A 12,127-nucleotide genomic window follows, 5' to 3' on the forward strand; every position below is an offset into this window, starting at 1 on the left:
ACCTTGCGGCCCCACCAGCCCCGCCCTGCTCATGCTCATCGGCCTGCTTTCCGATACCCACAGCCACTACGATGCCCGCATCGGTCATCACCTGCAGGGCTGCGACGAAATCTGGCACGCCGGCGACGTAGGCGACGAAAAAGTACTGGACGAGCTGCTGGCCCTGGCGCCGCTGCGGGCCGTGTCGGGCAACATCGACGACCGCACCGTGCGCCTGCGCTGCCCCGAAACGCTGGTCTTCGAGGTGGAAGGGCTGAAGGTGCTCATCCACCACATCGGCGGCTACCCCGGGCGCTACGCCCCCGGCGCCCGCCCCCTGCTGCAGCGCGAGCGGCCGGGGCTCTTCATCTGCGGCCACTCGCACATTCTGCGCGTGATGCCCGACCGGCAGCTGGGCCTGCTGCACCTGAACCCCGGCGCCGCCGGCCGCCACGGCTTCCACAAGGTGCGCACCCTGCTCAAGTTCCGCATCGAGGCCGGCCGGGTGCAGGATTTGCAGGCCGTGGAGCTGGGGCCGCGGGTATAAAGCCAGGCGTTCAGGGCAAAAGGCCGTCATTCTTCGGCGACGGGTCAGGCTGACGGCCTTGTTCATTAGACAAAAAAGCGCCTTGCGTGGCCACGCAAGGCGCTTTTCGGTATCTACCAGCCGACCGGCCGGGAAGTCACGCGGGCTTCCGGCAGGAAGCCGCGGCGAAAAAACTAGGCGGCAGCCTCGTTCTTTTTGAAGCTGGCTTTCAGCTCTTCGATGTCCACGTTCTTCAGAACGGGGGTGCGGAGCAGGTCCTTAATTTCTTGCACCTTGTTGTTGGCGCGGGCAATGTTCTTGCGGTGCTTACGCTTGAGACGGGTAGCGGTCATGACGCGGTCGGTTTGAGTCTATTCTGCAGAATGAGGGGGCAAAGGTAAGTAAAATTCCGACAGATTGGATAATGCCGGGTGAATCCCTTGGCTAGTCCTGCGCTGGCTCTGCTATTTTTGCCCGCTGCCGCCTCACCCTGCTTATTTGCTTCTGCCCTCCCGATGATTGATCTGCGCTCCGACACCGTAACCCGGCCCACCGCCGCCATGCTCGACGCCATGTTTCGCGCCCCCGTCGGCGACGACGTGTACGAGGAAGACCCCACCGTGCGGGAGCTGGAGCACGAGGCCGCCCGCCGCTTTGGGCTGGAAGCCGGGCTGTTCTGCCCCTCCGGCACCATGACCAACCAGATTGCCATCAAGGGCCACACCGAGCCGCTGTCGGAGGTGGTGTGCGAGCACACGTCGCACATCTACCTCTGGGAGGTCGGCGGCATTGCCTTTCACTCGGGCGCCTCGGTGGCCCTGCTGCCCGGCGAGCGGGGCCGGCTGACGGCCGCGCAGGTGGCCGGGGCCATCCGGGCCGAAAACGTGCACTACCCCACTACCAGCCTCATCAGCCTCGAAAACACCCACAACCGCGGCGGCGGCAGCTGCTACGAGTGGGCGGCGCTGACCGACATTGCCGAGCTGGCCCGGCGCCAGGGCATTCCGCTGCACCTCGACGGGGCCCGCATCTTCAACGCCCTGGTGGCCACCGGCCAGCAAAGCCAGGAGTACGGCCGCCTGTTCGACACCATTTCGGTGTGCCTGAGCAAGGGCCTGGGCACGCCCGTGGGCTCGGTGCTGCTGGGCTCGGCGGCGTTTATCCGCAAGTGCAAGCGCATCCGCAAGGTGATGGGCGGAGGGTGGCGGCAGGCCGGCTACCTGGCTGCCGCGGGCCTCTACGCGCTAGAGCACCACGTGGAGCGCCTGGCCGACGACCACCGCCGCGCCCGGCAGCTGGCCGAGGCCCTGCAGGCCGCGCCCTACGTCGACTTTGTGCTACCCGCCGAGACGAACCTGGTCATTTTCCGGCTGCGCGACGGGCTGACGGAGGATGCCTTCCTGGCCCACCTGGCCACCCACGGCATCAAGGCCTCGGCCTTCGGCCCGCAGATGGTACGTTTCGTAACCCACCTCGACGTGGACGACGCGGCCATCGGCCAGGTGCTGGCGGCGCTGCAGACGGTGTCCCAGTAGACATTCCGGCCCATGACTTCGCTCGCCCTGCGCATCCGCCCGTACGCCGCCGCCGACGAGGAAGCCGTCGTGCAGCTGTTTCGCAGCAACCTCGCGCCCTACTTCGTGCCCGCCGAGGAAGCCGACCTGCGGGCTTTTCTGCGCGGGGAAGTTGGTACCGACGGCCTTCCCTACTTCGTGGCCGAGCTGCCCGGCGGGCCGGGGCTGGTGGCGGCCGGCGGCTACGCACTGAACGACCCGCACGCGGTGCTGACCTGGGGCATGGTGGAGCGCCGACTGCACGGCCAAGGGCTAGGACGAACATTTACCGAATTCCGCATTCGGGCGTGTCAGCTTGCTTATCCCGGCCGCGGCATCGAAATCAGGACCTCGCAGCACACCGAAGGCTTTTACGCCCGCCTGGGCTTCGGCACCCTGACCACCGAGCCGGACAAGTGGGCGCCCGGCCTGCACGAGGTGCACATGCTGCTGCCGGCGGCCGCTGGTGCCGCGGAATCGGCGGCGGCCGGTAAGTTTGCGCCATGACCGCCCCCGCCGACTACACCTACGACCACGACGAAGCCCGCCGCCACCTCAGCCAGGCCGACCCCGTGCTGGCCCGCATCATTGCCGGGAGCCGCCCGGTGCGCGCTTCCGCCCACGAGGATTTGTACCTGGCGCTGCTGAAGGCCGTGGTCAGCCAGCAGATTTCGACCAGGGCCGCCGCGGCCATCTGGCGTAAGCTGGAGGGCCTCTTCAAGCCCGACGGCTACCCCGAGCCCAACGTGCTGGTGCTCCTCACCGACGAGGAGCTGCGCGCCGCGGGCATCTCGAAGCAGAAAGCCGGCTACCTGCGCGCCATTGCCGAGTTCAACCTGGCTGGGCAGCTCGACCACGCCCACCTTGCGCAGCTGCCCGAGGACGCCTTCACCCAGCACCTGACCCAGATCAAGGGCGTGGGCCGCTGGACGGCCCAGATGCTGCAGATGTTTGCCCTCGACCAGCCCGACGTGTTTGCCGAGGGCGACCTGGGCGTGCAGAACGCCATGCGCCGCCACTACGGCCTGCAGGAAACCGGCCGCGCCCTGCTCCGGCGCATGACCGAGCTGGCCGAGCCCTGGCGCCCCTACCGCTCCCTGGCCTGCAAGTACCTCTGGCAGTCGTTGGATAACACGCCGGAATCCTAGCGGTACGCGGGAGATACCTGCGCTAATTGCGTGGCTAGCTCCCAGGCAACGGGACGCTGCTTCGGCTGCAACCAGCTGGCACCTGCCGCCAGCCATTGTTGCCGGTACGTGCGGGTTGATTCAGGGGTAAAATCCTCGTAGCCAAACTCCACGCCGCAACATTCACAGATGCCGTAGTCGGGTGTGCGCTCATCCTCACCCCACGGCGAATAATCATACGCCAGTCCGCACACCCGGCAATACCACATATTAGCTACGCCTGGCCCGCTCCTCTTCTTTCTTGGTGTCGCGGTACACCACCACCATGGCTACGAAAATCGACACGAAGGGCAGCACCATGCCGATGAGGAACCAGCGCCAGAACGAGCGTTCCTGGGCAATGTAGGTGGTGAGCAGGGCGCTCAGAACCGTCAGCACGGAGCAGACGATGAGCAGAACGAGGTTTTCCATAAGCAACGAGGCGCCAAAGGTAACTTAGCGCACCTTGCCGCGCTTCACCAAGTAGGCGTGCAGCACCTTGTCGAAGGGTTCCTGGATGTCGACGGGCACGAAATCAATCCTGTACTGCCCGCAGCGCAGGGCCAGGTCCTGGGTGTACTGCTGCATGGCGGCGCGGTACTGCTCGCGCACCTGCGAAGGGTTGAGCTTGATGCGCTGCCCGGTTTCCACGTCCTCGAACACGTAGGGCCGCTCGGCGAAGTCAAAGTCCGTCTCGGTGGCGCGGTCCATCACGTGGAACAGCAGCACCTCGTGGTGCTGGTGCTTCAGGTGCTGCAGGGCGGCCAGGGTGTCGGTCTGGTCCTGCTGGCTGCGGCCGAGCATGTCGGAGAAGATGATGACCAGGCTGCGTTTGGGAATCTGCTGGGCAATCTGGTGAATGACGCCGGCCACGTCGGTGCCGCCGTGCTCGGTGGTGGGCGCGGTGCGCTCCATCAGCTGCTGCATCTGCAAGAGCAGGGTGTGGCGGTGGGTGCTGGTGGAGCGCACCGGCGTCTGCGCCTCAATCTTATCCGAAAACGTGACCAGGCCCACGGCGTCGCGCTGCTTCTGCAACAGGGTGGTAATGGCGGCGGCGCACAGGATGGAAAAGTGCAGCTTGTCGTGGCTGGGGCGCGGGTAGTACATGCTCGGACTCACGTCGAGCAGCAGGTGGCAGCGCAGGTTGGTTTCCTCCTCGTAGCGCTTCACGAAGAGCTTGTCGGTGCGGGCCAGCACCTTCCAGTCGAGGTGGCGCGTGCTTTCGCCGGGGTTGTAGAGGCGGTGCTCCGAGAATTCCACCGAGAAGCCGTGGTAGGGCGACTGGTGCAGGCCGGTGATGAAGCCGTCGACCAGCTGCCGGGCCAGAAATTCCAGGTTTTCGAAGGAGCGGACGGCGGCCAGATCGAGCGGTTGGGGAGGCATAAGCGGCAAAGGGAAAGCCCGGACGGGCAAGGACTGCGAAGGTAACGCGCGGGTTGCGCCGCTGGTGCCCGCCCCGCGCCCCGCAGCCGGCCGGCGGCCCCGGCGGCGGGGCGCCGAATGCGTTCCTAAGTTGAACAAAGCCAATTTATTGCCGCCAATATTTTTATATCCATCAGTAAAAGACTAGTTTTAGCCGGGGATTTTTCAATCATCCCGAAATCTTTCAACCTCCCTCCCTTTTCTTCATCTTACAGCTGGACCCCGTGGAAGACCGCTACGAACAGGACGAGATTTATTCCCAGCGCATCAAAGCCGGCAAACGCACGTACTTCTTCGACGTGAAGGCCACGCGCGGACAGGATTACTACCTGACCATCACCGAAAGCAAGCGCCGCCTCCGCGACGACGACACCTTCTCCTACGAGAAGCACAAGATTTTCCTGTACAAGGAGGACTTCCTGAAGTTCGCCGACGCCCTGCAGGACGCCATCGACTACGTGCGCCAGGAGCTGCTCTCGCCCGAGGAAGTGGCCGATCTGGACCGTCCCCGCCCCGAGTTCAACGAGGTAGACCGCACCCCGCGCCCCGACTTCAACGACCCCAACCGCTACGAAGGCCCCGACTATACGCCCGAAGCTTACTAAACCCGTTTCGCTTACTGGTTTTGCCCGACGCGCTACCGCAGCGGCCTTTCGGCCGCGGCAGTAGCGCGTTGTTGCATACCCATTGCCGAGCTACCTTCCCCATGAAGCTGCTGTTTCGCCTCGTACTGGCCGCGTTGCTGCTCTGGGCCGCGTGGCATTGCGCCTGGACGGCGCGCCGTGGCCTGCGCGACACCGCCCGGCCCGCCGACGCCCTGCTGATCCTGGGCAACACCGTCGAGCCCGACGGGCAGCCCTCCGACCGCCTGCGCGCCCGCCTCGACAAGGGCCTGGCCTTGTACCGCCGCGGCCTCGCGCCCAAAATCGTGGTGAGCGGGGGGCTGGGCCGCGAAGGCCACTACGAGGGCCTGGCCATGGGCTGCTACCTCGTGGCGCAGGGCGTGCCCCGGCCCGCCGTCATCATCGATGATCTGGGCACCACCACGCGGGCTTCGGCGCAGAATTTTGCCGCCATTGCCCGGCGGCGGCATTTCCGGTCGGTCATTGCCGTGTCGCAGGCGTACCACCTGCCCCGCACCGTGCTGCTGCTCCACCAGGCCGGCAGCTTCCAGGTGTACCAGGCACCCGCCGACTATTACGAGCTGCGCGACGTGTACAGCCTGCTGCGCGAGTTTCCGGCGTATTACGTGGCCTGGGCGCGGCAATGATTTTCGAACTCAATCTGAGTTAGATGACAGACTGCGAATTATCAACCCTGGCTAACTCTTCGGCTGAACTGGCGGCGGAGGAGCTACTGCTCATCTTTCAGCAAGTAGGGGCTCGTGGCGACGTGATGCTATACAAGCACGATGGGGCACGGTCCGAAAACCGTTTCACTATCATGGCTCTTATTTCCGGCTACGAAGGTGTCTGTCGCCGCGACGGTGACTCCCTCAGCGTTTGCGTGCAGGATTGTCTGCGGCAGTATCTGGCGGCCAAAGCTCGTTTGGGGAATTGATGCGGCAGCAGCTGCCGCGACCTGGATTCAACAGATAGCCAGCTACTGGTGTTTCCCGCCCGAAGGCTTCGTACCTTTGCGCCCGAATTGGCCCGCGCGGTCAGTTCACCATTTCACTCTATCACCATTTCACTGCATGGGTCTTCGCTGCGGTATCGTCGGGCTGCCTAACGTGGGCAAGTCCACCCTGTTCAACGCGTTGTCGAACGCCAAGGCCGAATCGGCCAACTACCCCTTCTGCACCATCGAGCCGAACGTGGGCGTGGTGACCGTGCCCGACCCGCGCCTGAAGGTGCTGGAGGAAATCGTGAAGCCCCAGCGCGTGGTGCCCACCATCGTGGAGTTCGTGGACATTGCCGGCTTGGTAAAGGGCGCGTCGAAGGGCGAAGGCCTGGGCAACAAGTTTCTGGCCAACATCCGCGAGGTGGACGCCATCATCCACGTGGTGCGCTGCTTCGACGACCCCAACATCGTGCACGTGGCCGGCGGCGTCGACCCGGCGTTCGATAAGGACGTGATTGACACGGAATTGCAGCTCAAGGACCTGGAAAGCATCGACAAGAAGCTGGCCAAGTCGGAGCGCTCGGCCAAGAGCGGCGACGCGGCGGCCAAGAAGGAAGTGACGGCCCTGACGCGCTTTAAGGCTCACCTGGAAGCCGGCCACAACGCCCGTTCGCTCGACGCCAACGAGGAGGAGTTGGCGGCGGTGGAAGACCTGCAGCTGCTCACCATCAAGCCCGTGATTTACGCGGCTAACGTAGACGAGGCCAGCATTCCGCAGGGCGGCAACGCCTTCGTGGAGGCCCTGCGCCAGCACGTCGCCAGCGAAAACGCCCAGATTGTAGTGATTTCGGCCGCCATCGAGTCGCAGATTGCCGAGATGGACGACCCCGAGGAAAAGGAAATGTTCCTGGGCGAGTACGGCCTCACCGAGTCGGGCCTCGACAAGCTGATCCGCGCCTCCTACGACATTCTGAACCTGATTACCTACTTCACCGCCGGCGTGCAGGAAGTCCGCGCCTGGACGGTGCACCGCGGCGACAAAGCGCCCGCGGCGGCCGGCGTTATCCACTCCGACTTCGAGAAGGGCTTTATCCGGGCCGAGGTCATCAAGCTGCCCGACTACGAGCAGTACCGCTCGGAAGCCAAGATCAAGGAAGCCGGCAAGATGGCCGTGGAAGGCAAGGAATACGTGGTGCAGGACGGCGACATCATGCACTTCCGCTTCAACGTCTAGACCACGGATTCTCGCGGATTAAGAACGGATTTGGCTACGCCTTCCTTCGGTTCACGGATTTTGTGGACGGTTCGTCTGCGCTGAATTATCCCTTTGCCCCTGACTTATGGACGTAAAAGACAGCAACGGCACCCTGCTCGCGGAAGGCGACGCGGTGACGCTCATCAAGGACCTGAAGGTGAAAGGCTCCTCGCAGGTACTCAAGCGCGGCACCGTGGTGAAGAACATTCGCCTGACCAACAGCCCGGCCGAAATAGAAGGCCGCGCAGGCGGCACCACGATGGTGCTTAAGACGGAATTTTTGAAGAAGGCGTAACGCCGTCTTCTACAGCCGCCCAGTAATTTCAACGCCCCGGTCAAGAGCTTGGCCGGGGCGTTTTTCTATTCTAGCAACCTATGCCCGACGCCTACTACGACAGCTGGCTGGCTCCTCGGTTGGTCAACAACAACTTTCCCTGGAACCAGGCCACTTCGACAACTTTCCCGGAGCTGCTGCGCCGCGTCACGTTCCACGACGGCTACTGGCACGGCTGGTTTCCGGTACTGGACGACAACTCCTGCCTGCTGGTTTTGCAGCCCGACACCGTCTGGAATCCGGAGTTTTGCCACCAGCGGGAGTCTTGGCCGTACTTGGTTATCGAAATCGGCCGCGTACTGCAAATGAGTCGCGACGTCGTGCCGGATGCCATCATGCCCGGTATCAGCAATGCTGAATCGGCGCCGGTGAATGCGGCGCGGTTCACGGAGTGGCTGGAGTTTGCCAAGGTGTACGACCTGCTGCCCGCCGACTTTTTCGACTACCAGAAGCCTCAGCCGCCGTTGTACCGTACCGACATTCACCTGCTCGTCAATGGTACGCTATCCATGATCCACGAAGCTCCGATTCGGCTGCTGCTGTACTCGGAGACCGGGGAGCGGCTGCCCGTGCGGCTGCCTGATGTGTAAGCCAATACGCTGGGGCGCGAGGCAGCAATCGGGCGTTACGCCAACAGCAGCTCGTAGTCGATTTTAACCAATTTCTGATGTTCGAACGTGAACGTATAGCGGCGGCAAGGAATGTAGGTAGCCTCCGTAACCATGGCGGCATCACCGGGTACTTTGTGGTGAAAAGCCACTTCAAACGCGTGCTTGCTCATCCCGATTCGTACGTTGCGGGGCAGGGCTACTTGGCTGGTGACCAGAGTAAAATGCATCAGTCTGATTAGACTGCTCCCCCTAGCTTCCCGGGCGTACACGATCTTGTCGTCGCCCAAGCGGTACGTGCGGTACTCAAACATCGTCAGGCCGGCGCCTTCGTGCTTGCGCTGACTTTCCAGCACCGGCTGGTACCTGGCCACAAAAGCCTGGAATTCCAGCCGCGGAGCCGCCGCGTTCAGAAAAGCCGCATTGTTGATGACTACCATCGACTGCGGCGGCACCTCCTGGTGGAGTAGGGGCATGGCTAACACTAAAGGAAGAGAGACAATCCAGCGCATTGCTTTTTGGCTTGGTCATCGGAAGATTTCTGCTCCCAAGACAACGAAAGCCAAAAAATCCTCAGTGGCCCAATATAGGCATGGCAGCCTGCCGACTCCTACTTCCCGACGACCTTAAACAGCATGCCCGCCGTCATTTTGTCGGTGGTTTTCATGCCGTTCAGAATGGCCAGCTCCTCGTGCCGCTTGCTCGGCACGCCGTTGGCCGCCAGGGCCTGGCCGAGCGTCTGGCCGGCTTTGGCGGTTTTGATGCGCACGCGCTCGGGCTGGCGGTTGAGCTTGTCGGCGGCGGTGAGGCGCTGGAAGCCCTGGGCCGTGCGCTGAAATTGCGGGGCGTAGGTTTGGAAGGCCGCGGGCGAGGTCAGGCCGACGAGGGCGTAAATGGTCTGGCCGTCCTGGATGAGGTAGCTCAGGGTGCGGGCCGTGACGCCCTGCTGGCCGGTTTGCTGGTCCTGGCCCACCTGGTCGCCCTGGATGGCCACGGCCGGGAAGTTATTGATGGTGGTTTTCTGGGCCTGGGCGTTCTGCAGGTTCAGCTGCTGGGCCAGGGCCTGGGCGGTTTCGTCGAGGCCCTTGTTGCCGGCGGGCAGCAGCACGATGATGGCTTTGCCGTTGGGCTCGGCCATCTGAAACTGCGAGGGCGAGTTCTGGCTTTGCCAGCCCGAGGGAATCGGGAACTGGAACTTCAGGTCGGGGTGGTAGAACACGCTGTTTTCCACGAATCCTTCGCGCGGGTTGTCGCCGTAGGCCAGGCCTTCGAGCAGGCGCAGGTACTGGTCGCGGTTGACGGCCAGCTGCCGGCCGGCCTGCTGCTCGGCCTGCACGGCCAGCTTTTTCACGTTCTGGTAGCGGTCGGCGGAGTTGGGGTGGGTGCTCAGGAAGGAGGGCACGCCGGCGGCCCCGCTCTGCTGCTCGGTGCGCTGCAGGGTGAGGAAGAAGTCGGCCATCGAAGCCGGGTCGTAGCCGATTTTGCTGGAGTATTTCACGCCCAGCTTATCCGACTCGTTTTCGGCGTCGCGGCCGTACTTGAGCAGACCGAGGCCGGCCACCTGCGAGAGGGGCTGCGCGATGGAGGCCACCCGCTTCGAGAAGATGGAGCCAAGCAGAATGGCTCCGGTGGTGACGGCGGAGCGCGTCTGCTGCTTCTGGCTGTGGCGGGCGGTGATGTGGCCGATTTCGTGGCCGAGCACCCCGCTGAACTGGGCTTCGTTGTTGAAGTGCGCCAGGATGCCGCGGGTGAAGTACACGTGGCCGTCGGGGGTGGCAAAGGCGTTGATAACGGGCGAATCGACCACCGTGAAGCCTTTCACGTCGGCGGGGCGGTCGGAAATACGGCCCATCTGCATGCCTTTCTGGTCGATATAGCTTTGCAGCTTGGCGTTGTCGAGCAGGCCGAACTGGGCAATGACCTGCGGGTCGGGCTCGGCACCCTGCACGGGCGCTGCGGCAGTGGCGGTGGGCTTGATGACTTCGGCCGCTGGCAGCAGGGCCAGCAGGGCGGCGGAAAGAGCGGAAGCAAGGGTTGGGAGCATGGGCATGGGGAGGGAAAGAAGGCTGGAGAGTACCCGCGTCTGCAACGAACGTACCAAGCCAGGGTTACGCGAGCAATGAGCAATGAGCAATGAGCAATGAGCAATGAGCAATGAGCAATGAGGCTACGCCCGCCCACCAGTGCGGTTGCGCCAATTGTTCATTGCTCGTTGTTCATTGCCTTACCGCGGTCGGCGGCTTCCATGTCGTGCAGGTGCCGCTGCTCGCGCTCGGCCGCGGTGGGCCGCCCCGCGCGCCGGTCCAGCCAGTCCATGGCCGGGGTGGCCAGGGCGCCGTGCAGCACGATGGAGGTCAGGACTGTGAAGCCGGTGGTGGCCCACAGTTCGCGCGCATCGGGGAAGAAATGCTCGTTCAGGGCGTAGGCCAGGTAGAAAAACGAGCCGATGCCGCGGATGCCGAAAAAGGAAATGACCAGCCGCTCGGGCCAGTTGAGGCGGCTGCGCCCCAGCGTGAGAATGCCCCCGACGGGCCGCAGCACCAGCAGCAGAAACAGCCCCAGCGCCGCCCCGCCGAGCGTGAGCGGGGCCAGCAGCCCGCGCACCAGCGCCCCGCCGAACAGAATCAGGATGATGACGATGAGCAGGCGCTCGAGCTGGTCGGTAAACTCGTGCATCTCGGTGTGGTACTCGTGGCTGCGCTCGTGGGCGCGCAGCGTGACGGCGGCCACGAACACGGCCAGAAACCCGTAGCCGTGCAGCAGCTCGGTAGCGCCGTAGGCCGTGAGCGTGACGGCCAGGGCCACAAAGCCGTACGCTTCGGGGTTGATGCGGACGCGGTGCGGCAGATCGAAAATCAGGAAGGACAGCACCCGGCCGGCCAGCCAGCCGGCCAGCACGCCCATGGCGGTGCGGTAGAGCACATCCTGCAGGGCCCACTGCGTGAGCCGGGCCGTGAGCGAGGCGGCCAGGGGCAGCAGGGCTACCGCCAGGTGCACGAAGGGAAAGGCCAGCCCGTCGTTGAGGCCGGCCTCGCCGGTGAGGGCGAAGCGCACGTTGTCTTCGCCGCCTTCGCCGGGGTTGCCCACTTGCACGTCGCCGGCCAGCACGGGGTCGGTGGGGGCCAGGGTGCCGGCCAGCAGCACGGCCGAGGCCAGGGTGAGGCCCGCCAGGTAGTGCGCCGCGGCCACGAAGCCGGCAATGGTGACGACCATGAGCAGGAGCACCAGCCGCAACGGCACCCGCCAGCGGTGCAGGGAAAACTTCCGGTCGATTTTCAGGCCGGTGCCGGTGAGGGCCACCGTGACGCACAACTCGGTGAGGTGGGTGGCAAAAGCGGAATGGCGGACCGGGTCGGGGTCGGGCAGGCCGAGGGGCAGCGAAAACACCGCCGCGCCCAGCACCACGAACAGCACGGGGTAGGAAAGCGGGTATTTGCGCAGCAACGACGGCAGCCAGGCCACGGCCAGAATGGCCACGCCCAGCACCACCAAGAGCAGATTGTAGAACGGCATGGAGCAGGGGCGGCAGTGTAGCTCAGGCTTACGCAGTTAGGGACTCCGGGATGTGGCGCGGTTGGGCCGAACCAGGAGTGCGGAGCCGCAAACTTGTTTTTGTACTAAATCCCTGCCCACCACTGCCCGCCCTGGGGCCCGCTTTTAGATATACCCACAACGAACCTACTCTGAACGCAGGCTTTACGCAGCGCAGCGGAATAATTCA

At 64.1% G+C, this 12,127-nt stretch carries 15 protein-coding genes; 9 read left to right on the plus strand and 6 right to left on the minus strand.

Going from position 1 to position 12,127, the window contains the following annotated elements:
- Positions 1-31 precede the first annotated feature (31 nt).
- Positions 32-526, plus strand: coding sequence for a metallophosphoesterase family protein (locus tag DLM85_RS21260; protein ID WP_111480194.1), 495 nt, complete (start codon positions 32-34; stop codon positions 524-526).
- A gap of 173 nt (positions 527-699) precedes the next feature.
- Here DLM85_RS21260 and DLM85_RS25610 read toward each other — a convergent pair whose 3' ends face one another.
- Entirely contained in the window at positions 700-858 is a 159-nt protein-coding gene (locus tag DLM85_RS25610) for a hypothetical protein (RefSeq protein WP_162910472.1), read from the minus strand.
- Between the two features lie 162 nt (positions 859-1,020).
- Here DLM85_RS25610 and DLM85_RS21265 point away from each other — a divergent pair, with 162 nt between their 5' ends.
- The 3 genes from DLM85_RS21265 to DLM85_RS21275 are packed head-to-tail and all read left to right on the plus strand — an operon-like array spanning position 1,021 to position 3,206.
- Entirely contained in the window at positions 1,021-2,040 is a 1,020-nt protein-coding gene (locus tag DLM85_RS21265; protein ID WP_111480195.1) for a threonine aldolase family protein, read from the plus strand.
- A gap of 12 nt (positions 2,041-2,052) precedes the next feature.
- Entirely contained in the window at positions 2,053-2,565 is a 513-nt protein-coding gene (locus tag DLM85_RS21270; protein ID WP_111480196.1) for a GNAT family N-acetyltransferase, read from the plus strand.
- Positions 2,562-3,206, plus strand: a complete 645-nt coding sequence (locus DLM85_RS21275; protein WP_111480197.1) for a DNA-3-methyladenine glycosylase family protein — start codon at positions 2,562-2,564, stop codon at positions 3,204-3,206. Before DLM85_RS21270 ends, DLM85_RS21275 begins: the two co-directional genes overlap by 4 nt.
- A gap of 249 nt (positions 3,207-3,455) precedes the next feature.
- On the opposite strand, the gene DLM85_RS21285 is transcribed toward DLM85_RS21275, so the two are convergent.
- Positions 3,456-3,656, minus strand: a complete 201-nt coding sequence (locus DLM85_RS21285; RefSeq protein ID WP_111480199.1) for a hypothetical protein — start codon at positions 3,654-3,656, stop codon at positions 3,456-3,458.
- 24 nt (positions 3,657-3,680) lie between these two features.
- The gene (locus DLM85_RS21290) at positions 3,681-4,607 is read right to left on the minus strand and encodes a DUF58 domain-containing protein (protein WP_111480200.1); all 927 of its coding nucleotides are present in this window, start codon (positions 4,605-4,607) and stop codon (positions 3,681-3,683) included.
- A 263-nt stretch (positions 4,608-4,870) separates the two neighbouring features.
- Between DLM85_RS21290 and DLM85_RS21295 the strand changes: the two genes are divergently transcribed.
- The 5 genes from DLM85_RS21295 to DLM85_RS21320 all read left to right on the plus strand — a co-directional run bounded on the left by DLM85_RS21295 (position 4,871) and on the right by DLM85_RS21320 (position 8,388).
- A complete protein-coding gene (locus DLM85_RS21295; protein WP_111480201.1) occupies positions 4,871-5,251 on the plus strand; it encodes a DUF3276 family protein in 381 nt (126 codons plus the stop codon).
- A gap of 101 nt (positions 5,252-5,352) precedes the next feature.
- A complete protein-coding gene (locus DLM85_RS21300; protein WP_111480202.1) occupies positions 5,353-5,916 on the plus strand; it encodes a YdcF family protein in 564 nt (187 codons plus the stop codon).
- Positions 5,917-6,342: 426 nt separating this feature from the next.
- Positions 6,343-7,443, plus strand: a complete 1,101-nt coding sequence (gene ychF / locus DLM85_RS21310) for a redox-regulated ATPase YchF (protein ID WP_111480204.1) — start codon at positions 6,343-6,345, stop codon at positions 7,441-7,443.
- 106 nt (positions 7,444-7,549) lie between these two features.
- Positions 7,550-7,759 carry a zinc ribbon domain-containing protein YjdM gene (locus tag DLM85_RS21315; protein WP_111480205.1) on the plus strand — a complete coding sequence of 70 codons (210 nt, stop codon included), beginning with the start codon at positions 7,550-7,552 and terminating at the stop codon, positions 7,757-7,759.
- 80 nt (positions 7,760-7,839) lie between these two features.
- Positions 7,840-8,388, plus strand: coding sequence for a hypothetical protein (locus DLM85_RS21320; protein WP_111480206.1), 549 nt, complete (start codon positions 7,840-7,842; stop codon positions 8,386-8,388).
- 35 nt (positions 8,389-8,423) lie between these two features.
- Here the strand turns inward: DLM85_RS21320 and DLM85_RS21325 are convergent, their stop codons facing one another.
- From DLM85_RS21325 to DLM85_RS21335, 3 genes are all read right to left on the minus strand, one after another.
- Positions 8,424-8,882, minus strand: coding sequence for a hypothetical protein (locus DLM85_RS21325; RefSeq protein ID WP_111480207.1), 459 nt, complete (start codon positions 8,880-8,882; stop codon positions 8,424-8,426).
- A gap of 134 nt (positions 8,883-9,016) precedes the next feature.
- Complete coding sequence (locus tag DLM85_RS21330) at positions 9,017-10,450, minus strand: M48 family metalloprotease (RefSeq protein WP_111480230.1); 1,434 nt, start codon at positions 10,448-10,450, stop codon at positions 9,017-9,019.
- Between the two features lie 158 nt (positions 10,451-10,608).
- Entirely contained in the window at positions 10,609-11,919 is a 1,311-nt protein-coding gene (locus DLM85_RS21335) for a cation:proton antiporter (RefSeq protein ID WP_111480208.1), read from the minus strand.
- Positions 11,920-12,127: the final 208 nt, after the last annotated feature.

It is taken from the genome of Hymenobacter edaphi (assembly GCF_003258365.1).
Classification (GTDB): Bacteria; Bacteroidota; Bacteroidia; order Cytophagales; family Hymenobacteraceae; genus Solirubrum; species Solirubrum edaphi.

What these genes read in the sequence shown, in the direction of transcription:
- DLM85_RS21260 (WP_111480194.1), top strand. Translation starts at nt 32, where the DNA reads ATGCTCATCGGCCTGCTTTCCGATACCCACAGCCACTACGATGCCCGC.
- DLM85_RS25610 (WP_162910472.1), bottom strand. Translation starts at nt 858, where the DNA reads ATGACCGCTACCCGTCTCAAGCGTAAGCACCGCAAGAACATTGCCCGC.
- DLM85_RS21265 (WP_111480195.1), top strand. Translation starts at nt 1,021, where the DNA reads ATGATTGATCTGCGCTCCGACACCGTAACCCGGCCCACCGCCGCCATG.
- DLM85_RS21270 (WP_111480196.1), top strand. Translation starts at nt 2,053, where the DNA reads ATGACTTCGCTCGCCCTGCGCATCCGCCCGTACGCCGCCGCCGACGAG.
- DLM85_RS21275 (WP_111480197.1), top strand. Translation starts at nt 2,562, where the DNA reads ATGACCGCCCCCGCCGACTACACCTACGACCACGACGAAGCCCGCCGC.
- DLM85_RS21285 (WP_111480199.1), bottom strand. Translation starts at nt 3,656, where the DNA reads ATGGAAAACCTCGTTCTGCTCATCGTCTGCTCCGTGCTGACGGTTCTG.
- DLM85_RS21290 (WP_111480200.1), bottom strand. Translation starts at nt 4,607, where the DNA reads ATGCCTCCCCAACCGCTCGATCTGGCCGCCGTCCGCTCCTTCGAAAAC.
- DLM85_RS21300 (WP_111480202.1), top strand. Translation starts at nt 5,353, where the DNA reads ATGAAGCTGCTGTTTCGCCTCGTACTGGCCGCGTTGCTGCTCTGGGCC.
- ychF (WP_111480204.1), top strand. Translation starts at nt 6,343, where the DNA reads ATGGGTCTTCGCTGCGGTATCGTCGGGCTGCCTAACGTGGGCAAGTCC.
- DLM85_RS21315 (WP_111480205.1), top strand. Translation starts at nt 7,550, where the DNA reads ATGGACGTAAAAGACAGCAACGGCACCCTGCTCGCGGAAGGCGACGCG.
- DLM85_RS21320 (WP_111480206.1), top strand. Translation starts at nt 7,840, where the DNA reads ATGCCCGACGCCTACTACGACAGCTGGCTGGCTCCTCGGTTGGTCAAC.
- DLM85_RS21325 (WP_111480207.1), bottom strand. Translation starts at nt 8,882, where the DNA reads ATGCCCCTACTCCACCAGGAGGTGCCGCCGCAGTCGATGGTAGTCATC.
- DLM85_RS21330 (WP_111480230.1), bottom strand. Translation starts at nt 10,450, where the DNA reads ATGCTCCCAACCCTTGCTTCCGCTCTTTCCGCCGCCCTGCTGGCCCTG.
- DLM85_RS21335 (WP_111480208.1), bottom strand. Translation starts at nt 11,919, where the DNA reads ATGCCGTTCTACAATCTGCTCTTGGTGGTGCTGGGCGTGGCCATTCTG.